The sequence below is a fragment of the Rossellomorea marisflavi genome (assembly GCF_009806575.1).
Taxonomy (GTDB): Bacteria; Bacillota; Bacilli; order Bacillales; family Bacillaceae_B; genus Rossellomorea; species Rossellomorea marisflavi_A.
In genome coordinates this window covers 362,518-387,140 of record NZ_CP047095.1, presented here as the reverse complement: position 1 = coordinate 387,140, position 24,623 = coordinate 362,518, and the positions used below count along the sequence as shown (strand labels likewise).

At 52.0% G+C, this 24,623-nt stretch carries 17 protein-coding genes, 3 rRNA genes, 1 pseudogene and 1 riboswitch; of the genes and pseudogenes, 2 read left to right on the top strand and 19 right to left on the bottom strand.

The genetic code is table 11. The annotated features are described in order from the left end of the window. Position 1: 1 nt before the first annotated feature. The gene (locus D5E69_RS02085) at positions 2–1,792 is read right to left on the bottom strand and encodes an adenine deaminase C-terminal domain-containing protein (protein WP_048007514.1); all 1,791 of its coding nucleotides are present in this window, start codon (positions 1,790–1,792) and stop codon (positions 2–4) included. A gap of 68 nt (positions 1,793–1,860) precedes the next feature. Here D5E69_RS02085 and D5E69_RS02080 point away from each other — a divergent pair, with 68 nt between their 5' ends. Together D5E69_RS02080 and D5E69_RS23950 are read left to right on the top strand one after the other, a co-directional pair. Next, entirely contained in the window at positions 1,861–2,286 is a 426-nt protein-coding gene (locus tag D5E69_RS02080) for a YgaP family membrane protein (RefSeq protein ID WP_082139425.1), read from the top strand. A 64-nt stretch (positions 2,287–2,350) separates the two neighbouring features. Continuing rightward, positions 2,351–2,461 (top strand): EYxxD motif small membrane protein, encoded by a 111-nt coding sequence (locus D5E69_RS23950; RefSeq protein WP_323856363.1) that lies wholly within the window; start codon positions 2,351–2,353, stop codon positions 2,459–2,461. Here D5E69_RS23950 and purD read toward each other — a convergent pair. The 18 genes and pseudogenes from purD to ptsG form a co-directional block, all read right to left on the bottom strand. Further along, positions 2,439–3,698 (bottom strand): phosphoribosylamine--glycine ligase, encoded by a 1,260-nt coding sequence (purD, locus tag D5E69_RS02075; RefSeq protein WP_048012141.1) that lies wholly within the window; start codon positions 3,696–3,698, stop codon positions 2,439–2,441. The two genes, D5E69_RS23950 and purD, sit on opposite strands and share 23 nt — an antisense overlap. A gap of 57 nt (positions 3,699–3,755) precedes the next feature. Continuing rightward, entirely contained in the window at positions 3,756–5,291 is a 1,536-nt protein-coding gene (gene purH / locus D5E69_RS02070; protein ID WP_048007512.1) for a bifunctional phosphoribosylaminoimidazolecarboxamide formyltransferase/IMP cyclohydrolase, read from the bottom strand. A gap of 52 nt (positions 5,292–5,343) precedes the next feature. Then, the gene (purN, locus tag D5E69_RS02065; RefSeq protein WP_063190568.1) at positions 5,344–5,931 is read right to left on the bottom strand and encodes a phosphoribosylglycinamide formyltransferase; all 588 of its coding nucleotides are present in this window, start codon (positions 5,929–5,931) and stop codon (positions 5,344–5,346) included. Then, a complete protein-coding gene (gene purM / locus D5E69_RS02060; protein WP_063190569.1) occupies positions 5,928–6,977 on the bottom strand; it encodes a phosphoribosylformylglycinamidine cyclo-ligase in 1,050 nt (349 codons plus the stop codon). The genes purN and purM overlap by 4 nt, the downstream gene beginning before the upstream one ends. 11 nt (positions 6,978–6,988) lie before the next feature. Beyond that, positions 6,989–8,410 carry an amidophosphoribosyltransferase gene (gene purF / locus D5E69_RS02055; protein WP_048007551.1) on the bottom strand — a complete coding sequence of 474 codons (1,422 nt, stop codon included), beginning with the start codon at positions 8,408–8,410 and terminating at the stop codon, positions 6,989–6,991. Beyond that, positions 8,386–10,620: a phosphoribosylformylglycinamidine synthase subunit PurL gene (gene purL / locus D5E69_RS02050; protein WP_048012137.1), complete on the bottom strand. Its 2,235-nt coding sequence runs from the start codon at positions 10,618–10,620 to the stop codon at positions 8,386–8,388. The genes purF and purL overlap by 25 nt, the downstream gene beginning before the upstream one ends. Continuing rightward, positions 10,604–11,290: a phosphoribosylformylglycinamidine synthase subunit PurQ gene (gene purQ, locus D5E69_RS02045; RefSeq protein WP_048007508.1), complete on the bottom strand. Its 687-nt coding sequence runs from the start codon at positions 11,288–11,290 to the stop codon at positions 10,604–10,606. The genes purL and purQ overlap by 17 nt, the downstream gene beginning before the upstream one ends. Next, positions 11,287–11,541, bottom strand: coding sequence for a phosphoribosylformylglycinamidine synthase subunit PurS (purS, locus tag D5E69_RS02040; protein ID WP_048007507.1), 255 nt, complete (start codon positions 11,539–11,541; stop codon positions 11,287–11,289). The genes purQ and purS overlap by 4 nt, the downstream gene beginning before the upstream one ends. Beyond that, positions 11,534–12,253, bottom strand: a complete 720-nt coding sequence (purC, locus tag D5E69_RS02035) for a phosphoribosylaminoimidazolesuccinocarboxamide synthase (protein WP_048014866.1) — start codon at positions 12,251–12,253, stop codon at positions 11,534–11,536. Before purC ends, purS begins: the two co-directional genes overlap by 8 nt. A 105-nt stretch (positions 12,254–12,358) precedes the next feature. Beyond that, entirely contained in the window at positions 12,359–13,657 is a 1,299-nt protein-coding gene (purB, locus tag D5E69_RS02030; RefSeq protein ID WP_048007505.1) for an adenylosuccinate lyase, read from the bottom strand. Beyond that, positions 13,654–14,814 (bottom strand): 5-(carboxyamino)imidazole ribonucleotide synthase, encoded by a 1,161-nt coding sequence (gene purK / locus D5E69_RS02025; RefSeq protein WP_197089432.1) that lies wholly within the window; start codon positions 14,812–14,814, stop codon positions 13,654–13,656. The genes purB and purK overlap by 4 nt, the downstream gene beginning before the upstream one ends. Further along, positions 14,801–15,280 carry a 5-(carboxyamino)imidazole ribonucleotide mutase gene (gene purE, locus D5E69_RS02020; protein ID WP_063190571.1) on the bottom strand — a complete coding sequence of 160 codons (480 nt, stop codon included), beginning with the start codon at positions 15,278–15,280 and terminating at the stop codon, positions 14,801–14,803. The genes purK and purE overlap by 14 nt, the downstream gene beginning before the upstream one ends. Positions 15,281–15,407: 127 nt before the next feature. Then, positions 15,408–15,509, bottom strand: a riboswitch (purine riboswitch). Between the two features lie 87 nt (positions 15,510–15,596). Further along, positions 15,597–15,785 (bottom strand): NETI motif-containing protein, encoded by a 189-nt coding sequence (locus D5E69_RS02015; RefSeq protein WP_048014864.1) that lies wholly within the window; start codon positions 15,783–15,785, stop codon positions 15,597–15,599. Next, complete coding sequence (locus D5E69_RS02010; protein ID WP_048007502.1) at positions 15,782–16,333, bottom strand: DUF2179 domain-containing protein; 552 nt, start codon at positions 16,331–16,333, stop codon at positions 15,782–15,784. The genes D5E69_RS02015 and D5E69_RS02010 overlap by 4 nt, the downstream gene beginning before the upstream one ends. Positions 16,334–17,256: 923 nt before the next feature. Beyond that, positions 17,257–17,373, bottom strand: a 5S ribosomal RNA gene (rrf, locus tag D5E69_RS02005). 109 nt (positions 17,374–17,482) lie between these two features. Continuing rightward, positions 17,483–20,416 (bottom strand): 23S ribosomal RNA (locus D5E69_RS02000). A 191-nt stretch (positions 20,417–20,607) separates the two neighbouring features. Next, positions 20,608–22,158: ribosomal RNA gene (locus D5E69_RS01995) — 16S ribosomal RNA — on the bottom strand. The 16S, 23S and 5S rRNA genes sit together here, the layout of an rRNA operon. Before the next feature lie 359 nt (positions 22,159–22,517). Then, a pseudogene (ptsG, locus tag D5E69_RS01990) lies at positions 22,518–24,589 on the bottom strand (glucose-specific PTS transporter subunit IIBC). Positions 24,590–24,623: the final 34 nt, after the last annotated feature.

The following is a 24,623-nucleotide window of genomic DNA, read 5'->3' as shown; positions in this document are numbered from 1 at the left end:
TTTAACGCATTATCGTCGGAAAGAGTACCGTTTTATTCATGACATCATAGATTCCTTTCGGTGTGACCCGGATATAAGGAAGATGCGTCGACTGGAGGAAGAGCAAGGTATAGATCGGATCGGCAAACGTATAGCCCCTCTCGATCAGCGCCTCTTTCAGTGCCTTTTCTTCCCCGATCAATTCGGGCATCTCCTTGTCGGAAAGGATCCCGCTCAACGGCAGGGGGATTTCCTGGATGACTTCTCCGTTTTCCGTCAGGACGATCCCTCCGCCCAGCTCCTTCATGCGGTTGAATGCCGCAATCATATCTGGCTTGCTCTTCCCGATCACGATGATGTCCCCCGTATTGGAGTAAGACGACGCAAACCCCATTACAGAGTGTGCGAATCCTTTGATCATCGTCGAGATCCTCCACTTCCCTCCGCGGTCGAGCATGAGGAGGAAGGATTCATCGTGCTCCGTAGAGAGAACATCCTGGGATGGGTTGATCGTGATGGAATACGGTTTCGTGATGACGTCATTGACCATTTCAATCCCGAACGGCATGGAGAACTGCATATCATCATAGCCTGCCTCCCAGTGGAGATCGAGGGGCTTGAAACCATTGGCCGACCAAGGGATGACGGTATCCTCTTTCACTGGTTCCCCGTCCTTCAGCACCCACTTCCCTTTCGCCAGCACCGAAACGGGCGTCGCATCGTCCTTCTTCTTCAAGAAGTTTATGTTGGCCACGCGGCCCGTCGCAATCATCCCGTGAAGATGCCCGATCCCGTAATGTCGGGCTGCATTATAGCTCGCCATATTGAACGCTTCTACTTCCGGGATGCCGCTCTCGATGGCCATATTGATCAAGCCGTTCATCACACCTTCTTCATAAAAGGCGGGAGTCGACCCGTCTGTTGTGAACAAGAGGGAATCATACGTGTCGATCCCCTGCTCCTTCAGCCCTTCCAACAAAACCGGGAGATCCGGTCGGATGGAAGAATGCCTCAGGGTGACGGTCAGCCCTTGGAGGAGTCGCTTATACACGTCTTCACCGGTCATGGATTCATGATCCCCGTCAATTCCAAGAAGACGGAGCTTCGCGATCGTCTTATCCGAAGCACCCGGCAAGTGGCCTTCCACGACCTTGCCCATCCGTTTCGCTTCTTGCATCCAGTGGAGGATGAGATCATCCCCCTCCAGAAGACGTGGCCATGCCGTCAGTTCGCCACCCTGGATGACAGCGTCATGCGCCAGCCAGGATTTCACTTCCCGATTCGAGAACGCCGTTTCTTCCTGTATCATCTCCGTCTGTGAATCGAAGCGCGTCCACCAGTACATGGTCACCGGCAGTTTATTGAGCTCCTTCAATAAAGTAAACGCTTTCTTTTTTCCAGATAATAAAAACATCATCAGATTGTCGTTGATAAATGTCGTTGTACCGGTCTGAGATGCATACTTGGTGAAAGTCTGGGGATTATAAAGCTGAAACGGGTGAACATGCGGTTCGATGTAGCCCGGAACAAGATAGTGGGAGCGGCAATCGATGATCTCGCAGTCCGATGTATGTTCCGGCAGGCGGTCCCCGGCATATACGATGCGGTCGCGGTCGATCCAGATATGTCCCTCAACCCATTTCTTGAGAGTCGAATGTAGGTATGTGGCATTCTTCAGGAGCATGCTAGGGGAGCGCTGTCCATCCAGCACCTGTACATGTTCTCTTAGCTCTTTGTTCTTCCATCTGTAGCGTTGTTCCAATGTGAACACTCCTCTAGTGGAATGATAATAGTATAGTTCCCATGCTAACATATTTTACTATTTAACGCAGTAAAGGTTTAAACAATTATGTGAATTTTACACCTAAGGAGATGAAGGAAATGAAGGTATCATCAAACATCGGAATCATCAACGCCCTCGTGAGGATCACCATCGGTTTCACCCTCCTCGCCTGGACCACTGCAAAGCTTGTCAAACGCCCGTGGAGGAAGTCCTATCTGCTCGTCGCAGCCGTCGCAGCCATGAAAATCGGGGAAGGATTCCTGAAGTACTGTCCTGTCACAGACCTTATGGGAAGGGACTCTGACAAAGGCATGAACATGAAAGATATGTTCTCTTGGAATAAGAAGGACGAGCATGGGGGTCACGAGCACCACAATCAACATGAACCGGCGAAGCATGCACCTGTGCACCCGGAACCGCATCAAGAAAAGAAAAGCGAGTTCAACCCGGAGCAATTCTCCAATGATGAGGTAGCCAAAGCGTTAAAAGGCGGGATTCCTGATTCCGGCTTCACAAAGAACTAAGACACAAAGAAAAGAGTGCCGGGGATCCCGGCACTCTCATTCGTATGAAAAGGAGTGTTGAAACATGCTTGAATACATCACGGATATGTCTTATGTCCTGCTGTCCATCATCGGAGGGATCGTGGCATTTCTCTTCGTCTACGTGAAACGTGTCAGGAAGAAACGCGTCCGATAGCCTTCGCCCCGATATCCGTTCGATAAAAGAGACCCGGCGTTTCCAGCGGTCCCAGCTTTTCATAGACTGCTTCCATGGCCTGTTCAACCGATGGTCCCTTTGCCGCTGTGAGGAGGACCCTTCCCCCATTGGAGACTAGTCCTGCTGCACCCGCCTCCGTCCCTGCATGGTACACAAGTTCAAACGCGCTCAGATCCGGGATCGGCACGCCCTTCCTGTAGGACCCCGGATAACCTTCGGCAGCGAGGACGACACCGACCACCGCTTCCCCGCTCCACTCCAGGGATACGTCCTTCCCTTCGATCAAGTGCTTCACAACAAGGCCGAAGTCGGATGTCAGCCGAGGCAGTACCACCTGGGTTTCAGGATCACCGAAGCGGGCATTGAATTCAATGACTTTCGGGCCATCACTCGTGAGCATCAGACCTGCATAAAGGATCCCCGTGAACGGGCGACCTTCTTCGACCATGGCACGAGCCGTCGGTTCGAGGACGGTCTTCACGGCATCCTGCACCACCGCATCAGGAATGTGGGGAACCGGGGAGTATGCCCCCATCCCGCCTGTATTCGGCCCTTCATCCCCATCATGTGCACGCTTGTGATCCTGTGCAATCACCATGGGGTGGACGGTCGTACCGTCCACAAAGGCCATGAGGGAGAATTCTTCACCGAACAGACACTCTTCCACCACAACCTTCTGGGAAGCATCGCCGAAACGGGCATTCACGAGCATGTCCTCCAGCGCCCCGACCGCTTCCTCCACCGTACCGGCTACAACGACCCCTTTACCGGCTGCAAGACCATCGGCTTTGATGACGATGGGTGCACCTTTCCCCTTTACATACTCAATGGCATCCGCTGCATGGGTGAATACTTCATAGTCCGCTGTCGGGATCCCATAATCCTTCATGAGCTGTTTGGAGAACGATTTGCTCCCTTCAATGATCGCCGCATCCTTGGTCGGACCGAAGATCGGGAGCGACTCCTCCCTGAACACATCGACGATCCCTTCCAGAAGGGGATTTTCCGGACCGACGAATGTGAAATCAAGCTTTTCCGCCCTGGCAAACTCCACAAGGGCCCGGATATTCGTCTCCTGGATCGGCACAAGCTGCGCCACCTCGGAGATGCCCGCATTCCCGGGAGCACAATACACCTTTGACACACTGTCACTTTCGGCAAGCTTTTTGCAGATGGCATGCTCACGGCCGCCACGTCCAATCACTAACACGTTCATCAGTAGAACCTCCTTTTGATAGGGAAGCCCCTCACATTCAGGAGGGGCAGCATGATCTTAATGTTTGAAATGGCGCACGCCCGTGAAGACCATGGCGATTCCATGCTCATCCGCCATCTTGATCGATTCCTCGTCCCGGATCGACCCGCCCGGTTGGATGATGGCCGTGATGCCGGCTGCCGCTGCCGTCTCGACAGTATCTCCCATCGGGAAGAAGGCATCGGAAGCGAGGGACGCACCCTTCGCTCGTTCACCCGCCTGTTCAAGGGCGATCTTGGCGGCGCCGACACGGTTCATCTGACCTGCACCGACACCGAGGGTCATCTGATCGTCCGTCACGACGATGGCGTTGGATTTCACGTGTTTGACGACCTTCCATCCGAGCTTCAGTGCATCCCATTCTTCTTCTGTCGGTTGACGTTTCGTCACGACGCGGACATCTGCCTGCTCGAGGGTGTGCGTATCGTCTGCCTGTACAAGCAGGCCGCCCTCAACCGATGTCAATCGGCGCTCCGATTTCTTCACGGAATCGAACGGTACGGTCATGAGCCTGATATTCTTCTTGCCTGAAAGGATCTCGAATGCTTCGTCGCTGAATGCAGGAGCGATGACGATCTCAAGGAAAATCTCATGAAGCATTCTGGCTGTCGCTTCATCTACCTGGCGGTTCAAGGCGACGATGCCGCCGAAAATGGACGTGGAGTCCGCTTCATACGCCTTTTCGTACGCTTCGAGAATCGTTTCCCCGACACCGACTCCGCAAGGGTTCATATGCTTGACGGCGACCGCTGCCGGACCGTCGAATTCCTTTACGATCTGAAGGGCTGCATTGGCATCGCTGATGTTGTTATAGGAAAGCTCCTTCCCGTGAAGCTGTCTCGCCATGGCAATGGAGAAATCCGACCCAAGGGCTGAACGATAGAAGGATGCCTCCTGGTGTGGATTTTCACCGTATCGCAGCGCCTGCTTCAGCTCGAACGTGCGGGTCAGGCGCTCAGGGTTTTCTTCGCCTGCAAGTTCGGTCATATATTCTGCGATATAGGCATCATACGCGGCTGTATGGCGGAACACTTTGGCCGCTAGCTTCCTGCGTTTCTCATGAGGAACGACTCCATTGACTTTGAGCTCGGCCAGCACGTCTTCGTAATCAAGGTGATCGACGACGACAGTGACATATTGATGATTCTTTGCTGCGGCACGAAGCATCGTCGGTCCACCGATATCGATGTTCTCGATGGCCTCATCCGCTTCGACATTCGGTTTGGAGATCGTTTGTTGGAATGGATACAGGTTGACACAGACAAGATCGATTCCTTCGATGCCCTGCTCTTTCATCTGCTCAAGATGGCTTTCCTCGCCGCGCTTAGCCAGAAGACCGCCATGAATGAACGGATGAAGGGTCTTGACGCGCCCTTCAAGGATCTCAGGGAACCCAGTCACGTCTTCTACTCCGATGACTTCTACTCCGCTGTCACGAAGAAGACGCTTCGTACCTCCTGTTGAAATGATCTCAAAACCCAATGCCCGGAGCTCGCTTGCAAATTCGATCACTCCGCTTTTATCCGAAACACTGATCAATGCTCTTTTTTTCAATGTGAATCCTCCTCAGGGTGTTAGTTACTTCCTACGTTACCACTCTACCATATTAAAGCGATCGACCCATCACTTTTTTTCTGAACAGGTCGCGTAATGTTGCCGGGTACAAACGGTGCTCGACTGCCTGGATCTTGCGCTGAAGGGACTCTCTTGTTTCATCTTCCTCCACGGTCACGGCTTCCTGGGCGATGATCTCACCCGTATCCATTCCGGCGTCCACATAATGAATCGTGACCCCGGTCACCTTCACCCCGCCATCGAACGCCTGTCCGATGGCATCCTTGCCCGGAAATGCCGGCAGGATGGAAGGATGGATATTGACGATCCTTCCGCCGAACGCCTCCAGCAGTGTCGGCCCGATCAGCCTCATGTAACCGGCAAGGACGATGAACTCCACCCCTGCCGCTTCCAGTTCGCGGATGATCTCACGTTCGAAGGCTTCCTTGCTTTCATACTCTTTCGCCCGGAAGGAGAAGACTGGGATCCCTGCCGCTTCCGCACGCTCCGTCGCCCTGGCACCGGGGCGATCGCATACGAGCAGGCGGACATCGGCTTCAAGCGTACCGCTGTCGATTTCATCCACGATCGATTGAAAGTTGCTTCCGCTCCCCGATGCAAACACGGCAATCTTCTTCATGATCGTCCGCTTCCTGAGGCAGGAGAAATCGTCACGCCGTTCCCTTCGGCGACATGCCCGATGATGGCCGCTTCCCCGCCGATGCCATTCAAGAAGGCAAGGACCTCTTCAGCCACTCCCTTCTCGACGGCCATAACGAATCCGATCCCCATATTGAAGATGTTGTACATCTCTTCCCTCGGGATGCGGCCGTATTCTTCAAGGGCTCCGAAGATCGGAGGGATGTCCCACGCCCCTTCGGTGATATGGGCTTTCAGTCCATCCGGGAGCATACGCGGGATGTTCTCGATGAATCCACCGCCCGTCACATGGCTCATTCCCTTGATGGAGAATGCCTTCAGCGTCTCCAATACCGGCTTCACGTAAATCTTCGTCGGTGTCAGGAGGACTTCACCAAGAGGGGCGTCCCATCCGGGAAGCGCATCTTCAAGCCTGAAATCATGATCATCGAAGAAGACCTTCCTCACGAGGGAATAGCCGTTACTGTGGATACCGCTGGACGCGAGGCCGATGAGGACGTCACCTTCGCGGATCTCTTCTCCCGTCACAATCGCCTTCTTCTCGCAGGCGCCGACGGAAAATCCGGCAATATCATACTCATCATCTGCATACATCCCCGGCATCTCCGCGGTTTCTCCGCCGATCAAGGCACAGCCTGCCTGCTCGCAGCCGTCGGCAATCCCTTTGACGATCGCTTCGATCTTTTCAGGGACGGCTTTGCCGGTGGCAATATAATCAAGGAAATATAGGGGTTCCGCTCCCTGGACCACGATGTCATTCACACACATGGCGACGCAGTCGATGCCGATGGTGTCATGGCGATCCGCCTGGAAGGCGAGCTTCAGCTTCGTCCCGACTCCGTCCGTCCCGGAGACGAGGACCGGCTCCTTCAAGTTCAATGCCGAGAGGTCGAACATGCCGCCGAAGCTCCCCAACTGACCAAGGACGCCTTCCCGGGCCGTCCGCTTGACGTGCTTCTTGATCCGATCGACGGATTCGTATCCTGCTTCTATGTCAACTCCTGCTTGCCGATATGCATTAGCCATCAATCTTCCTCCTATTTCACTAGCTCTTTTTCGTGTGGATGAAGGGTATCCGGATAGATCTCAGTCGGATACTTCCCTGTGAAGCATGCCAGACACTGCCCGCGATTGTCGGAATTGTCGTTCCGGTCGATCGCCTTCATGACCCCTTCCGTTGACAAAAACGTGAGGGAATCAGCTCCGATGATCTGCCTCATCTCTTCCACGGAGTTGTTCGCTGCGATCAACTCTTCATGTGTGGACGTATCGATGCCGTAGAAGCACGGATTCTTGATCGGCGGCGAGCTGATGCACACGTGAACTTCCTTCGCCCCCGCTTCTTTCAGCATGCTGACGATCCGCCTGCTTGTCGTTCCGCGTACGATGGAGTCATCGACCATCACGACCCGCTTCCCTTCCACGACGCCGCGCACCGGGGAGAGTTTCATCTTCACGCCTTGCTCACGCAGCGATTGGGACGGCTGGATGAACGTCCTGCCGACGTAACGGTTCTTGATGAGCCCGAGCTCATACGGGATGCCCGAAGCCTCTGCATATCCGATGGCACTCGAGATACTGGAGTCCGGCACCCCCGTCACGACGTCCGCTTCGATCGGTGCTTCCTTCGCAAGCTCCATCCCCATCCGCTTCCGTGCGGAGTGGACGTTCACACCTTGGATATTGCTGTCCGGTCTGGAGAAATACACATATTCCATCGTGCACATGGCGTTGCCGCTGGAGAAACTGAATTTCTCGGATGTCACACCTTCATCATTGATGACAAGAAGTTCACCAGGCTCGACGTCCCGGATGAATTCCGCCCCGACGATATCAAACGCACATGTTTCAGATGCCACACAGTACGCATCCCCGATCTTCCCGAGTGAAAGAGGGCGCAGTCCATGGGGATCGAGGGCGACCATGAGCTCATCTTCGGTCATGATGACGAAGGCATACGCTCCCTTGACCATGGAAAGGGCATTGCGGACGCGGTTCTTCAGGCTGGAAAATCCGCTTCGTTTGATCAGATGGGCCAGGACCTCTGTATCCGAGGTCGTCTGGAAGATGCTCCCCTGTCCTTCAAGCTGATGCTTGAGTCCGTTGGCATTCACCAGGTTCCCGTTATGGGCGAGGGCAAGGCCGCCGGTCTGGGAGTTGAAGAGGAGGGGCTGTACGTTTTCATACCCGCCGCCTCCAGCCGTAGCATAGCGGACATGGCCGATGGCTCCCGTTCCTTCCAGCTTCTCGATTGTCCCTTCATGGAAAACCTCTGTGACGAGGCCTTCTCCCTTCAGGCAGCGGAGGCGTTCCCCGTCAGATACGACGATTCCCGTCCCCTCCTGTCCCCTGTGCTGCAGGCTGTGGAGTCCATAATAAGTGATCTGTGCGGCATTGGGATGACCCCAGATGCCGAACACACCGCACTCTTCGTTTAAGCCTTTGATTTCAGTAAGCATGGGATGGCTCCTTTCCAAGCTGCTTCCAGCTCTTGGACCGATGCATTGATGAGGCCGCCTTCACCCTCGGAATTGATGGATATGGCCGCATCATCCGTTACGCGACCGATGAGGGTCGTTTCAGATACTAGCCGTTCAAATGCTTCCTGATGTTCCGGCTTGACGGTGATGAGGAAGCGGGATTGAGTTTCACTGAACAGATCCGCTACAGGGTTTGATCCTGCCAGCGTCACTTCCGCTCCAAGGCCTTCCGTTCCGAAAGCCGATTCAGCAAGGGCGACAGACAGACCGCCTTCTGCAAGATCATGGGCAGAGGCGACAAGGCCTTCCTGGATGGCTTCGAGAAGCTGCATCTGACGACGAAGCTCCACTTTCAGATCGATCGCCGGTGCATGGCCGAAGATCTTCCCTTCCGTCATCTTCTGAAGCTCGCTGCCTCCGAACTCTTCGAGCGTTTCACCCAGCAGATAGATGAGGTCCCCTTCCGCTTTGAAGCTTTGGGTGGTGATGTGGTCGATGTCTTCGATCAAGCCGACCATACCGACAACCGGTGTCGGGTAGATCGCTGTTCCCATTGATTCATTATAAAGGGATACATTCCCTCCGATGACCGGTGTGCTCAGCTCCCGGCAGGCTTCACTCATCCCATCGACCGATTTCTCGATCTGCCAGAAAATCTCCGGCTTCTCGGGATTACCGAAGTTCAGGCAGTCTGTGATGGCAAGGGGGATCGCTCCTGAGCAGACGATGTTACGGGCTGCTTCTGCAACAGCAATCTTCCCGCCTACTTCCGGATCGAGATACAGATAGCGAGAATTACAGTCCGTTGTCATGGCAAGGGCCTTCCTTGTCCCGCGCACGCGGACGACAGCCGCATCGGAGCCCGGGCTGACAACCGTACTCGTCCTCACCTGATGGTCATATTGATCATAGACCCATTCCTTGCTTGAAATCGTCGGCTGCTGAAGGAGGGAGAGAAGGGTTTCTTTATAATCGTCCACAGTCGGCACCGGGGTCTCCATCGCCTGGAATTCCTTGTAGTACGCCGCTTCTTTGGATGGTTTATGGTAGACCGGTGCTTCTTCAGCCAGTGCATCGACCGGCACATCGGCTACGACTTCGCCTTTATGGGTGAGGCGGAGACGCTGGTCATCCGTTACATGCCCGACGGATACCGCTTCAAGATCATATTTGGAGAAGAGATCGACGATTTCCTGCTCGCGTCCTTTCTTGACGACGATGAGCATGCGTTCCTGGGACTCAGACAGCATCATTTCATACGCCGTCATCCCCGTTTCACGCTGCGGGATCAGGTCAAGGTTCATCTCAATACCGGATCCGGCTTTTGAAGCCATTTCAGCCGAGGAGCTTGTCAGTCCTGCAGCCCCCATATCCTGGATCCCGACAAGTGCATCGTTATGGATGAGCTCAAGGCACGCTTCAAGGAGCAATTTCTCCATGAACGGGTCGCCTACCTGAACGGCTGGACGCTTCTCGTCCGATCCTTCGTTGAGCTCCTCCGACGCAAATGTCGCCCCGTGGATCCCGTCGCGTCCTGTCTTCGCGCCGACGTACATGACGGTGTTGCCGACTCCGTGGGCCTGGCCCTTCTTGATGTCTTTATGGTCGATCAATCCGACACACATGGCATTGACGAGGGGATTCCCCTCATAGGAAGCGTCGAATTGCACTTCACCCCCGACCGTCGGGATGCCGATGCAGTTCCCGTAGCCGGCGATCCCTGCCACTACTTCTTTAAATAGATACTGAACACGAGGAGAATCCAACTCTCCAAAGCGAAGAGAGTTGAGGAGTGCGATAGGGCGAGCCCCCATGGAGAATACATCACGGATGATGCCTCCGACACCCGTCGCCGCCCCCTGGTAGGGTTCGATGGCTGATGGGTGGTTATGGCTCTCGATCTTGAAGACCACGGCCTGGTCGTCGCCGATATCGACGATTCCCGCGCCTTCCCCAGGACCCTGCAGGACGCGTTCGCCCGTGACCGGGAACTTGCGGAGGACCGGCTTAGAGTTCTTGTAGCTGCAGTGCTCGGACCACATGACCGAGAAAAGGCCGGTTTCCGTATAGTTCGGTGTCCTTCCGAGGATCTCTTCCACCATCGTGAATTCTTCATCGGTCAACCCCATATCCCGGTAAAGCTTTTCCTCTTTAACTGTCTTTGAAGTCGGTTCAAGCATTAACGACATGTTGTTCCCTCCAGTGCTTCACAATCGATTGAAATAATTTCTTCCCGTCTTCACTACCTAGTAAAGGTTCCATGGCCCTCTCAGGGTGAGGCATCATACCAAGGACGTTGCCTGCGTGATTCGTGATCCCGGCAATATCCGCTACGCTTCCGTTCGGATTATCCCCGCCGTAGGTGAACACGATCTGATTGTTGGCCTTCAGTTCCTTGAGCGTCTCTTCGTCACAGAAATAATTGCCTTCTCCATGGGCAATCGGGATCTGGATCTCGTCACCCTTTTCATAGCTGTTCGTGAACATCGTTTCATTGGTTTCGACCTTCAACGGTACGGTCTTGCAGATGAACTTCAGATGATCGTTCCGTCTCATGGCACCTGGCAGAAGTCCGGATTCAAGCAGTACCTGGAATCCATTGCATACACCAAGTACGGGCTTTCCTTCTCCCGCAGCCTTGATCACTTCCTTCATGACGTTGGAGAAACGGGCGATGGCACCTGAACGGAGATAGTCGCCATACGAGAATCCGCCGGGCAGCAGGATGGCATCGAAGCCTTCAAGGCTCGCTTCCTCATGCCATACATACTCGACTTCCTCGCCGATTTCATCCTTGATCGCATGATACATGTCTACATCACAGTTGGATCCTGGAAATACGATGACCGCGAACTTCATTGAGCGACACTCTCCTCGATTTCATATCGGTAGTCTTCGATGACCGGATTGGCAAGCAGGCGGTGGCACATCTCTTCAACGGCCGCCTCAACGTTTTTTACAGATGACGGGAGGCTCAGCTCCATATATTTCCCGACACGAACCTCTTCCACTTCCGTGAACTCCATGGAATGCAGGGCATTCTTCACGACGCTTCCTTGTGGGTCCAATACGCTTTCTCTCAGGGTGATATATACTTTGACTTTATACATGTGCAGTTCCTCCCAATCGCTCTAGTATGATGGCATATACTTCTGTCAAACTACCGATTCCTCTTCTGAACACATCTTTGTCGAGCTTCTGGCGCGTCTCGGCATCCCATAATCGGCATGTATCCGGCGATACTTCATCCCCGAGGAGTATCTGTCCTTCCCGGTCCTTTCCGAACTCAAGCTTGAAATCGACGAGGATCACACCAGCCTCATTGAAGATCGTTTGCAGGACGCGGTTGACCTGAAGGGCCATATCCCTGATCTCCCGGCGCTCTTCACTGGTCGCAACCCCAAGGTAATCGATGTGGTCATCATTGATGAGTGGATCCCCCAGCGCATCATCCTTGTAGTAAAACTCGATGATCGGTGAAGGCATCTCCTCGCCTTCCTCCCTGCCCAGACGCTTCGACAGGCTGCCTGCGATCACATTGCGGACCACGACTTCGAGTGGAATGATATCCACCTTTTTCACAAGCTGCTCTTCATCCGACAGCTGTTTGATGAAATGACTCTGGATGCCGCGTTCGGCAAGCTTTGAAAATAACAGACTGGAAATCTTGTTATTCAGGACGCCCTTCCCAGCGATATCCGCCTTCTTTTCCCCATTGAAGGCCGTGGCGGAATTTTTATAATGGATCCATACGACATCAGGGTCATCCGTTGCGTAAATCCGTTTGGCTTTTCCTTCGTATAACAGCGAGCCTTTTTCCATGTTGAGTCCCTCCATATTCGAAACATTGCCAATCTTCAGTCTATATTTCCATAAAAAAAGGGAGGGGTCTGAATATAAACCCGTCCCTATGCGATTGTCAGAGCGTCAGTCTACGAGGCCGCAGCGCTCAAAAATCGTATCTACATGCTTCAAATGGTAATTGTAATCAAAACAGTCATCGATCTCAGCAGGCGACAATTTTGATGTGATGGCTTCCTCTTCTTCTACGAGAGTGCGGAAGTGCACCTGTTTCTCCCATGCTTCCATGGCCTTCGGCTGCACGGTATCGTAGGCTTCCTCACGAGCCATCCCCTTATCGATGAGGGCAAGGAGGACGCGCTGTGAATAGATGAGGCCGAGTGTACGGTCCATATTGCGCTTCATGTTCTCCGGGAACACCGTCAAGTTCTTCACGATGTTGGCAAAGCGGTTCAACATGTAGTTGAGGGCGATCGTAGCATCCGGAAGGATCACGCGCTCAGCAGAAGAGTGTGAGATGTCGCGCTCATGCCAGAGAGGTACATTTTCATAGGCCGTGAGCATATAACCCCTGATCACACGAGCCATCCCGGTCATATTCTCGGAACCGATCGGATTGCGTTTATGAGGCATGGCAGAAGAGCCTTTTTGCCCCTTGGCGAAGAACTCTTCGACTTCACGCGTCTCACTTTTTTGGAGTCCGCGCACTTCGACTGCAAACTTCTCGACGGATGTTGCAATCAGTGCAAGTGTCCCCATGTAATGTGCGTGACGGTCACGCTGAAGCGTCTGGGTGGAAACAGGTGCCGGTGTGATTCCGAGCTTTTCGCATACATACGCTTCAACGAATGGATCAATGTTGGCATATGTTCCGACAGCACCGGAAATCTTACCGAATTCAACACCGGCCGCAGCGTCCTTGAAGCGATCGACATTACGCTTCATCTCTTCATACCAGAGGGCAAGCTTCAATCCGAACGTGGTCGGCTCAGCGTGCACCCCGTGCGTACGCCCCATCATGACCGTATGCTTATGTTCGATGGCTTTGTTCTTCAGAATCTCTACAAAACGTTCCAGATCCTTCAGGATGATGGCGTTGGCCTGCTTCAGCTGATACGAAAGGGCCGTATCCACTACGTCCGTCGACGTCAGTCCGTAATGGACCCATTTCCGTTCTTCTCCGAGCGTCTCGGATACCGCACGTGTGAAGGCTACCACATCATGGCGCGTCTCTTCTTCGATCTCTTTGATGCGGTCTACATTGAATCCTGCATTTTCACGGATCTTGGCTACGTCTTCCTTCGGGATATCCCCGATCTCAGCCCAGGCTTCGCATGCCAGGATTTCTACTTCCAACCAAGATTGGAAGCGATTTTCTTCCGTCCAAATGGCTCCCATCTCCGGGCGCGTATAACGTTCTATCATCCTTGTCGTCCTCCGATCTTTTCTTGAACCTTCCAGATCCCTGCACTGTTCACAGAATCCAACGTGCTGGCCATATCATCGGTCAGGATCGTCACATGTCCCATCTTCCGCTTTTCCTTCGGGACGTCCTTTCCGTACAGATGAATGAACCAATCGGGCTTTTCTGGAATGGCCTTCATGATAGGCTCTATATGTTCTCCTAATAGGTTGACCATCACAGCATCTTTTAATAAAACGGGTTGGCGCAGCGGCCAATTGCAGACAGCCTTGATATGCTGTGCAAACTGAGACACATCACATGCTTCGATAGAGAAGTGACCAGAGTTGTGAGGGCGTGGTGCCAGCTCATTGATGAAGATCCTGCCATCTTCCGTCAGGAACATCTCGATGGCGAGCGTCCCGACGAGATCAAGGGTCTCACTGATCCTCGTCGCCATTTCCACCGCCAAATCCGCCACCTCTTCCGTCACCCTTGCAGGAGCAATGGTTTCGTGGAGGATATTGTCCACGTGGATGTTTTCAACGACTGGAAAATGCGTCTGCTGTCCATCGGGATTGCGAGAAACAATCACCGAGATCTCCTTTTCGAATGAGAGCCATTTTTCAAGGACACACGCACCGTTCTTCAACAGTTCGGCCGCTTCTGGAATGGCTTCCCGTTCCCGGATCACAAACTGCCCTTTCCCGTCGTATCCGCCTCTTGCCGTTTTCAATACTGAAGGATAGCCAAGCTTTTCTATAGTATCATAGATATCCTGTTCTTGGTGAATGACCGCGTAAGGAGCGACCTCGACACCGGCATGGACAAGGGCTTCCTTCTCCATGATCCGGTCCTGGGTGATGCGGATCAGCTCCGCGCCCTGGGGAACATATGCCCTTTCATTCAGCCACTTCAACGCTTCATAATCGATGTTCTCGAATTCATAGGTGATGACATCACACTCTTCCGCCAACCGGTAGAGGGCATCGTATTGATCATATGGAGCCGCGATGACCAGATCGGCCACCTGGGCGCAAGGAGCATTCCTCGCAGGATCAAGAACCGCCACCCTGAAGCCATTGTGTTTGGCTGCAAGGGCCATCATCCTGCCAAGCTGGCCCCCTCCGATGATCCCAATCGTCTGTCCTGGTAAGATCGTTTTCTTAGTCAAGGTCATCACTGCTTTCCATTACGTTTTGTCTCAAGTTGTCCCTTCTCGCCTCGAGAGCTTCTTCGATCCGGCTGTCTTCAACCGAGAGGATCTGGGCCGCCAGAAGTCCGGCATTCGTCGCCCCTGCCTTTCCAATCGCCACTGTCGCCACAGGCACCCCTCCTGGCATCTGGACGATGGAGAGGAGGGAATCAAGTCCGTTCAATGCCTTCGACTGCACCGGCACCCCGATTACCGGAATCGTGGTCTTTGCCGCCACCATGCCCGGCAGGTGGGCTGCTCCCCCTGCACCTGCAATGATGACCTTGACCCCGCGTCGTCGCGCTTCCTCTGCATATGTGAACATATAGTCAGGCGTCCTGTGTGCTGATACAACGCATTTTTCATAAGGAACATCCAATTCATCCAATACGTCGCATGCATGCTTCATCGTTTCCCAATCCGATGTACTTCCCATAATCACACCTATCATGAACAAGGCACCTCCAGTGGTTAAAAAACAAAAATACCCGGATCGATTGTTCTCCATTATGAGAGAAAGCAATCGATCCGGGTATCATTCATGGACACCAAAATGGGTCCACAAATCAAGCTTCGATCCAGACAGCTACTTTCCTCATAGTCCGACCATTTACGGTAGTCAGGTAGAGACTCATGGGCCATATTCCCATTATTATATGAGGGTATTCGGTTTATTTGTCTTCATCATAACGTGATAACAGGGGGATGTCAACGAATAATCGAACGATAATAAAAGTCTGAAAATTAATGTTCGTATTTAGGAGTCCTTACTCCTCTATCTTCTTTCCTTCAAATACAATTGTCTGTTTTACAGGGACATATGTTTCTTTCCCCTGTTCTTCAAAGACCGGCTTCTCCATGCGCCTGACCGGCATATACCCTTGATCCTTCATGCGATCCAGGCAGTCACCGATCGACTCACCGTCTTTCACTTCAAACAACAACTTCTTACTCATTTCTTGATTTTCCCCTTTCGGATGCTCCGAACCTGCTTCACCCAGAATCCACCGTGGATGGTCTTCGGCTCATAAGCAATGATGAACGCCTTCGGGTCGAGCTCCTTAATGGTATCATAAAGCCTCATTTCATACTTCCGCGGCGTCAGGATCTGAAGCGCCATGCGATTCCCCTCAAGTCCGTTCGCCTCCCAGTTCGTCACACCGTATCCCCGTTCACGAAGCTGACCGGGAAGGGCCTTGTCGTACTCCTTCGTGATGACATTCACCGTAATATATCCAAGAGCCAGCTTCTCCTCGATCTTCATCCCCACGATGACTCCGATCCCGTACCCCACTGCATAGGCAATGACATTCTGGATCTGATTGAGGTTATCCAAGACGAGTCCAAGCCCGACAACATATATAACAATCTCAAACATGCTCACAAACGCGGCAATGTACCGATACCCCTTCAACGTCAGGATCATCCTCGTTGTGAAAAACGATACATACACAATATTGATGACAAGGATGATGGCGACCATGATATAACTATTCTGCAACAAAACCTAATCCTCCTATCCCCTTTATGAAGGGGCCAAATTGAAATCTATTTTACTAGAAAAAGTCTGCGGAAGAAAGCACAGAAATCAAATCGTTCCGTACAATTTTTGGCAACGTTCGACTATGGTGTTTATGTTCCCTTTTTTGGGGTTGGTAAACGGGGGAGGAGTGCGGGTTTGAAGGGAATTGTATGGAGTGGATGGTGTTTTATGAAGGGATGGATGGGGTGGTGGTGAAGCATCGGGTTTCATTGCTGTTTTGTTTTTGTTTCTGTTTCTGTTCCTGTTCCTGTTCGCAAATATTGTCATGCAAGTGCTAGATGACTGAGGTTGTTTGCAAGTAAGACATCCGAACTGATACGAACGAGCGAAGTTCACAAATAGAATGAATGTCGATCTGGAGTTTCGCAAATGAAAACTTGATTATCGCAAATAAATTTGAAAATCTCGCAAGTAAATCGGTGAATTCCGCTGGTATTCCTGCTCCAAGAGGGAAGTAATAAGTAAAAAATTGCTCAAAATGGGCAATAGAAGTTACGAGGAATGTTGAATGGTGTCAGGTACATAAGTGAATACTTTATTTGGAAAAATATCACTGATAAAAGCATCCTATCCGCAGGTATCACGCCCCCTTCGCAAGAAATGAAAAAAAGTCGCAAATAAGCGCGACTCCCCCCATAGCCTCATCTCCAGATAACGCCTCTGTCCATCCCACTTGGCTGATCCCATACTCCCACAGGTCATTAAAGCTCTAAAAGTCTGTCTCTTCGCCCTTGCTCACCGATATCATCCCATACTCTAACCGTGATTTCGCTCTCCTAACCAACATCTTTCTAATGGCCAACATCACTACCAACAACATTCCCCGCCAACGAAAAACACAACAAAAAAAGCAACCCATCAAATGAGCTGCTTTTCTCTACATTGCCTGGCGACGTCCTACTCTCACAGGGGGAGATCCCCCAACTACCATCGGCGCTGAAGAGCTTAACTTCCGTGTTCGGCATGGGAACGGGTGTGACCTCTTCGCCAATGTCACCAGACAGGTATTCCATTGAAAGAATTATTCTTTCAAAACTAGATAAAGGGTTGATAGTCAATCATTACCGGCGTATCGGCCAGTCTGGCAGGCGCAACGCGCCTGCATTACGTTTGGTTAAGTCCTCGATCGATTAGTATCAGTCAGCTTCATGTGTCGCCACACTTCCACCTCTGACCTATCTACCTGATCATCTTTCAGGGATCTTACTCACATAAAGTGATGGGAAATCTCATCTCGAGGGGGGCTTCATGCTTAGATGCTTTCAGCACTTATCCCTTCCGCACATAGCTACCCAGCGATGCCTTTGGCAAGACAACTGGTACACCAGCGGTGCGTCCATCCCGGTCCTCTCGTACTAAGGACAGCTCCTCTCAAATTTCCTGCGCCCACGACGGATAGGGACCGAACTGTCTCACGACGTTCTGAACCCAGCTCGCGTACCGCTTTAATGGGCGAACAGCCCAACCCTTGGGACCGACTACAGCCCCAGGATGCGATGAGCCGACATCGAGGTGCCAAACCTCCCCGTCGATGTGGACTCTTGGGGGAGATAAGCCTGTTATCCCCGGGGTAGCTTTTATCCGTTGAGCGATGGCCCTTCCATGCGGAACCACCGGATCACTAAGCCCGACTTTCGTCCCTGCTCGACTTGTAGGTCTCGCAGTCAAGCTCCCTTGTGCCTTTACACTCTGCGAATGATTTCCAACCATTCTGAGGGAACCTTTGGGCGCCTCCGTTACTCTTTAGGAGGCGACCGCCCCAGTCAAACTGCCCACCTGACACTGTCTCCCACCCCGATAAGGGGCGCGGGTTAGAATGTCAACACAGCCAGGGTAGTATCCCACCGACGCCTCCACCGAAGCTAGCGCTCCGGCTTCCAAGGCTCCTACCTATCCTGTACAAGCTGTGCCAAAATTCAATATCAGGCTACAGTAAAGCTCCACGGGGTCTTTCCGTCCTGTCGCGGGTAACCTGCATCTTCACAGGTACTATAATTTCACCGAGTCTCTCGTTGAGACAGTGCCCAGATCGTTACGCCTTTCGTGCGGGTCGGAACTTACCCGACAAGGAATTTCGCTACCTTAGGACCGTTATAGTTACGGCCGCCGTTTACTGGGGCTTCGATTCGCACCTTCGCTTGCGCTAAGCACTCCTCTTAACCTTCCAGCACCGGGCAGGCGTCAGCCCCTATACTTCGCCTTACGGCTTCGCAGAGACCTGTGTTTTTGCTAAACAGTCGCCTGGGCCTATTCACTGCGGCTCTCTCGGGCTTGCACCCTACCAGAGCACCCCTTCTCCCGAAGTTACGGGGTCATTTTGCCGAGTTCCTTAACGAGAGTTCTCTCGCTCACCTTAGGATTCTCTCCTCGCCTACCTGTGTCGGTTTGCGGTACGGGCACCATCTTCCTCGCTAGAGGCTTTTCTTGGCAGTGTGGAATCAGGAACTTCGCTACTATAATTCGCTCGCTATCACAGCTCAACCTTCACGATGATGGGATTTGCCTCATCATCAGCCTAACTGCTTAGACGCACATATCCAGCAGTGCGCTTACCCTATCCTCCTGCGTCCCCCCATTGCTCAAATGGAAGAAAGGTGGTACAGGAATATCAACCTGTTGTCCATCGTCTACGCCTATCGGCCTCGACTTAGGTCCCGACTAACCCTGAGCGGACGAGCCTTCCTCAGGAAACCTTAGGCATTCGGTGGATGGGATTCTCACCCATCTTTCGCTACTCATACCGGCATTCTCACTTCTAAGCACTCCACCAGTCCTTACGGTCTAGCTTCGCAGTCCTTAGAACGCTCTCCTACCACTGACACCAAACGGTGTCAATCCACAGCTTCGGTGATACGTTTAGCCCCGGTACATTTTCGGCGCAGAGTCACTCGACCAGTGAGCTATTACGCACTCTTTAAATGGTGGCTGCTTCTAAGCCAACATCCTGGTTGTCTAAGCAACTCCACATCCTTTTCCACTTAACGTATACTTTGGGACCTTAGCTGGTGGTCTGGGCTGTTTCCCTTTCGACTACGGATCTTATCACTCGCAGTCTGACTCCCATGGATAAGTCTTTGGCATTCGGAGTTTGTCTGAATTCGGTAACCCGATGAGGGCCCCTAGTCCAAACAGTGCTCTACCTCCAAGACTCTTACAACATGAGGCTAGCCCTAAAGCTATTTCGGAGAGAACCAGCTATCTCCAGGTTCGATTGGAATTTCTCCGCTACCCACACCTCATCCCCGCACTTTTCAACGTGCGTGGGTTCGGACCTCCATCCAGTGTTACCTGGACTTCATCCTGGACATGGGTAGATCACCTGGTTTCGGGTCTACGACCACATACTCATTCGCCCTATTCAGACTCGCTTTCGCTGCGGCTCCGTCTTCTCGACTTAACCTTGCATGGGATCGTAACTCGCCGGTTCATTCTACAAAAGGCACGCCATCACCCGTTAACGGGCTCTGACTACTTGTAGGCACACGGTTTCAGGTTCTATTTCACTCCCCTTCCGGGGTGCTTTTCACCTTTCCCTCACGGTACTGGTTCACTATCGGTCACTAGGGAGTATTTAGCCTTGGGAGATGGTCCTCCCAGCTTCCGACGGGATTTCACGTGTCCCGCCGTACTCAGGATCCACTCAAGAGGGAACGAAGTTTCGACTACAGGGTTGTTACCTTCTTTGACGAGCCTTTCCAGACTTCTTCGTCTACCCCGTTCCTTTGTAACTCCGTATAGAGTGTCCTACAACCCCAAGAGGCAAGCCTCTTGGTTTGGGCTAATCCCGTTTCGCTCGCCGCTACTCAGGGAATCGCATTTGCTTTCTCTTCCTCCAGGTACTTAGATGTTTCAGTTCCCTGGGTCTGCCTTCCAAGCTCTATGTATTCAAGCAAGGATACTGTTCCATTACGAACAGTGGGTTCCCCCATTCGGAAATCTTCGGATCAGCTCACTTACAGCTCCCCGAAGCATATCGGTGTTAGTCCCGTCCTTCATCGGCTCCTAGTGCCAAGGCATCCACCGTGCGCCCTTATTAACTTAACCGAATTGGTTAAAAACCTAAAATGGCGATACTCGGTAATTTCTTGACTATCAATAAAACTTTATCTAGTTTTCAAAGAACAATATAGAAGATGGAAGTTTATTTTACTCCGCTTGCGCTTCGTAAAAAACTTAAACCATCAAAACTGAACAAAACTTCGACGTCGTCAAACGTTTTAGTAAATCTTCCTTAGAAAGGAGGTGATCCAGCCGCACCTTCCGATACGGCTACCTTGTTACGACTTCACCCCAATCATCTGTCCCACCTTAGGCGGCTGGCTCCAAAAGGTTACCTCACCGACTTCGGGTGTTACAAACTCTCGTGGTGTGACGGGCGGTGTGTACAAGGCCCGGGAACGTATTCACCGCGGCATGCTGATCCGCGATTACTAGCGATTCCAGCTTCATGTAGGCGAGTTGCAGCCTACAATCCGAACTGAGAACGGTTTTATGGGATTGGCTAAACCTCGCGGTCTTGCAGCCCTTTGTACCGTCCATTGTAGCACGTGTGTAGCCCAGGTCATAAGGGGCATGATGATTTGACGTCATCCCCACCTTCCTCCGGTTTGTCACCGGCAGTCATCTTAGAGTGCCCAACTGAATGCTGGCAACTAAGATCAAGGGTTGCGCTCGTTGCGGGACTTAACCCAACATCTCACGACACGAGCTGACGACAACCATGCACCACCTGTCACTCTGTCCCCCGAAGGGGAAAGCCCTATCTCTAGGGTTGTCAGAGGATGTCAAGACCTGGTAAGGTTCTTCGCGTTGCTTCGAATTAAACCACATGCTCCACCGCTTGTGCGGGCCCCCGTCAATTCCTTTGAGTTTCAGTCTTGCGACCGTACTCCCCAGGCGGAGTGCTTAATGCGTTAGCTGCAGCACTAAAGGGCGGAAACCCTCTAACACTTAGCACTCATCGTTTACGGCGTGGACTACCAGGGTATCTAATCCTGTTTGCTCCCCACGCTTTCGCGCCTCAGTGTCAGTTACAGACCAGAAAGTCGCCTTCGCCACTGGTGTTCCTCCAAATATCTACGCATTTCACCGCTACACTTGGAATTCCACTTTCCTCTTCTGCACTCAAGTTCCCCAGTTTCCAATGACCCTCCACGGTTGAGCCGTGGGCTTTCACATCAGACTTAAGAAACCACCTGCGCGCGCTTTACGCCCAATAATTCCGGACAACGCTTGCCACCTACGTATTACCGCGGCTGCTGGCACGTAGTTAGCCGTGGCTTTCTGGTTAGGTACCGTCAAGGTGCCGCCCTATTCGAACGGCACTTGTTCTTCCCTAACAACAGAGTTTTACGATCCGAAAACCTTCTTCACTCACGCGGCGTTGCTCCGTCAGACTTTCGTCCATTGCGGAAGATTCCCTACTGCTGCCTCCCGTAGGAGTCTGGGCCGTGTCTCAGTCCCAGTGTGGCCGATCACCCTCTCAGGTCGGCTACGCATCGTCGCCTTGGTGAGCCGTTACCTCACCAACTAGCTAATGCGCCGCGGGTCCATCTGTAAGTGATAGCCGAAGCCACCTTTCAACCTTCCCCCATGCGGGGGTAGGTGTTATCCGGTATTAGCCCCGGTTTCCCGGAGTTATCCCAGTCTTACAGGCAGGTTACCCACGTGTTACTCACCCGTCCGCCGCTGATCTCAGGGAGCAAGCTCCCATCGATCCGCTCGACTTGCATGTATTAGGCACGCCGCCAGCGTTCGTCCTGAGCCAGGATCAAACTCTCCATAAAAAGTTTGAATAGCTCTTAAAATAAATCTAGAATTAACGTTGACGTGTTTGTCTTGTTTTGTTCAGTTTTCAAGGTTCAAATGTTCGCCGCTCGTTCGGAGCAACTTAACCATCATACCAGGTTGACTAAGTGTTTGTCAACACTTTTTTCGAATTGTTTTTTCGAACGTTACGCTCGAGTGTGTTTATTCGCTGTCTTCCTGCGACGGTTTTTAAAGTATATCAAGGTTATCGGCACCCGTCAATACTTTTAATAGAATTAATTTCATTTCTATCATTTCATTGCTAGATTCCCTTGTTTCATCCATATAAAAAGGCCTTCCCCGTGTGCAAGGGAAGGCCTTTCCTTCTATAGATAGATCAATCGATTTCGATGATGTCCTCATCATTGCGATTCACTTTACCTGGGGATTTCAAGGTCACCTGCTGACCTTCCTTCAGATTGGTGAAGACAATCGGTGTGATGATGGAAGGTGCGTTCGCCTTGATGAAATCGAGGTCCACTTTCAACAGTGGCTGACCGGCTTCTACCTGGTCCCCTTCTTTCACGAGGGATTCGAATCCTTCCCCTTGAAGTTTAACCGTATCGATCCCAACGTGAATGAGGATTTCGCGGCCACCTTTTGATTCAATTCCAAGGGCGTGCTTTGTCGGGAAGACGTTGACGATTTTCCCGTCCACTGGTGATACGATCATTCCTTCTTCCGGAAGGATCGCAAATCCGTCACCCATCATCTTACCTGAGAATACCTGATCCGGAACTTCAGTGATGTCCTTCAGTTCACCCGTGATTGGTGCAACGAATCGTTCGGCACGCTGTTCATCAGACGTGCGGAGCGCCTCAGGGTTCACTTCTTCCACCTGCTGTTCCACTTCTTTATCTGTATCGATTTTGACTTTACGCGGCGTTTTCCCACTGATGATATCTTGCATCTGGGATTTGATGCCGTCTGATTTCGGTCCATAGATCGCCTGGATGTTGTTCCCTACCTCAAGCACACCTGATGCACCGAGTTTTTTCAATCTGTTCTTGTCGACTTGCTTCACATCATTAACTTGTACGCGAAGACGTGTGATACATGCGTCAAGGTGAGAGATGTTCTCTTGCCCACCCATTGCTTCCAGGATGTTGAACGGAAGTTCGTCGGCTGTCCCTGCAGGCGCATCGTCTTCATCTGTTACTTCTTCACGACCTGGAGTCATGAGATTGAACTTCCTGATGGCAAATCGGAAACCGAAGTAGTAGATCAGCGCGAAGACCAATCCGACCGGAATGATGATCCATGCGTTGGTTTGCGGGTTAAGAAGACCGAATAGAACATAATCGATCAATCCACCCGAGAATGTCATCCCGACTTTTACATTCAACAAATGCATGGTCAGGAAGGAAAGTCCGGCAAAGATCGTATGGATACCGAACAGGACAGGTGCTACGAATAAGAATGAGAATTCAAGTGGTTCTGTGATCCCTGTCAAGAAAGATGTCAGGGCAGCAGAACCCATGATTCCTGCCACTACTGCTTTACGCTCTGGGCGCGCTTCATGATAGATGGCAAGGGCTGCAGCCGGAAGACCGAACATCATGAACGGGAATTTACCTGTCATGAAGGTACCGGCAGTAAGATCCTGCACGCCATCCTGAATCTGCTTCATGAAGATGGCCTGATCCCCGCGGACCACATCTCCTGCTGCAGAAGTGTAAGATCCGAATTCGAACCAGAATGGTGAATAGAAGATATGGTGAAGGCCGAATGGAATGAGTGCACGCTCGATCACACCGAATATGAAAGCGGCGAATGCGCGGTTTTCACCAAGCATGAAGTTCGAGAATGCATTGAGTCCATCTTGTACCGGCGGCCACACTACCAACATGATCAATCCAAGGATGACGGATGATACTGCAGTGGCGATCGGAACGAAACGTTTACCTGCGAAGAATCCGAGATAGGAAGGGAGCTCGATTTTAAAGAATCGATTGTACATCGTGGCAGCTATGATCCCGACGATGATCCCCCGAAGACCCCGGTTTGCAACGTAGGGATTCCAAGAACCAAGGCATTGGCCGGATCGACATTGTCTCCGGTCACGTCTTTGATTTCAAGTCCTTCTACTGTTCCCATGGTCGCGTTCATGATCAGGAATCCGACAATAGCGGCAAGACCTGCTACCCCGTCCCCTCCCGCGAGTCCTATGGCGACACCGACAGCGAATAGAAGCGGCAGGTTATCAAAGATGATTCCCCCTGCTTTTTCCATGACGCCGGCAACGGTTTCAACTCCGCCATTACTCAAGAATGGCGCGATATCTAAAAGTGTCGGGTTTTGGAGAGCGTTACCAAAAGCAAGCAAGAGACCTGCAGCCGGCAGGATTGCGACCGGAAGCATCAATGCTTTACCGACTTTTTGTAAAACCCCGAAAGCCTTTTTAAACATAAAAGGTTCCTCCATTTAGTTAGTTTTTAGAATG

Excerpts from the sequence above, each read along its gene's own strand:
- D5E69_RS02085 (WP_048007514.1), bottom strand. The coding sequence starts at position 1,792 with ATGTTAGCATGGGAACTATACTATTATCATTCCACTAGAGGAGTGTTC.
- D5E69_RS02080 (WP_082139425.1), top strand. The coding sequence starts at position 1,861 with ATGAAGGTATCATCAAACATCGGAATCATCAACGCCCTCGTGAGGATC.
- D5E69_RS23950 (WP_323856363.1), top strand. The coding sequence starts at position 2,351 with ATGCTTGAATACATCACGGATATGTCTTATGTCCTGCTGTCCATCATC.
- purD (WP_048012141.1), bottom strand. The coding sequence starts at position 3,698 with ATGAACGTGTTAGTGATTGGACGTGGCGGCCGTGAGCATGCCATCTGC.
- purN (WP_063190568.1), bottom strand. The coding sequence starts at position 5,931 with ATGAAGAAGATTGCCGTGTTTGCATCGGGGAGCGGAAGCAACTTTCAA.
- purM (WP_063190569.1), bottom strand. The coding sequence starts at position 6,977 with ATGGCTAATGCATATCGGCAAGCAGGAGTTGACATAGAAGCAGGATAC.
- purF (WP_048007551.1), bottom strand. The coding sequence starts at position 8,410 with ATGCTTACTGAAATCAAAGGCTTAAACGAAGAGTGCGGTGTGTTCGGC.
- purL (WP_048012137.1), bottom strand. The coding sequence starts at position 10,620 with ATGTCGTTAATGCTTGAACCGACTTCAAAGACAGTTAAAGAGGAAAAG.
- purQ (WP_048007508.1), bottom strand. The coding sequence starts at position 11,290 with ATGAAGTTCGCGGTCATCGTATTTCCAGGATCCAACTGTGATGTAGAC.
- purS (WP_048007507.1), bottom strand. The coding sequence starts at position 11,541 with ATGTATAAAGTCAAAGTATATATCACCCTGAGAGAAAGCGTATTGGAC.
- purC (WP_048014866.1), bottom strand. The coding sequence starts at position 12,253 with ATGGAAAAAGGCTCGCTGTTATACGAAGGAAAAGCCAAACGGATTTAC.
- purB (WP_048007505.1), bottom strand. The coding sequence starts at position 13,657 with ATGATAGAACGTTATACGCGCCCGGAGATGGGAGCCATTTGGACGGAA.
- purK (WP_197089432.1), bottom strand. The coding sequence starts at position 14,814 with ATGACCTTGACTAAGAAAACGATCTTACCAGGACAGACGATTGGGATC.
- purE (WP_063190571.1), bottom strand. The coding sequence starts at position 15,280 with ATGATAGGTGTGATTATGGGAAGTACATCGGATTGGGAAACGATGAAG.
- D5E69_RS02015 (WP_048014864.1), bottom strand. The coding sequence starts at position 15,785 with ATGAGTAAGAAGTTGTTGTTTGAAGTGAAAGACGGTGAGTCGATCGGT.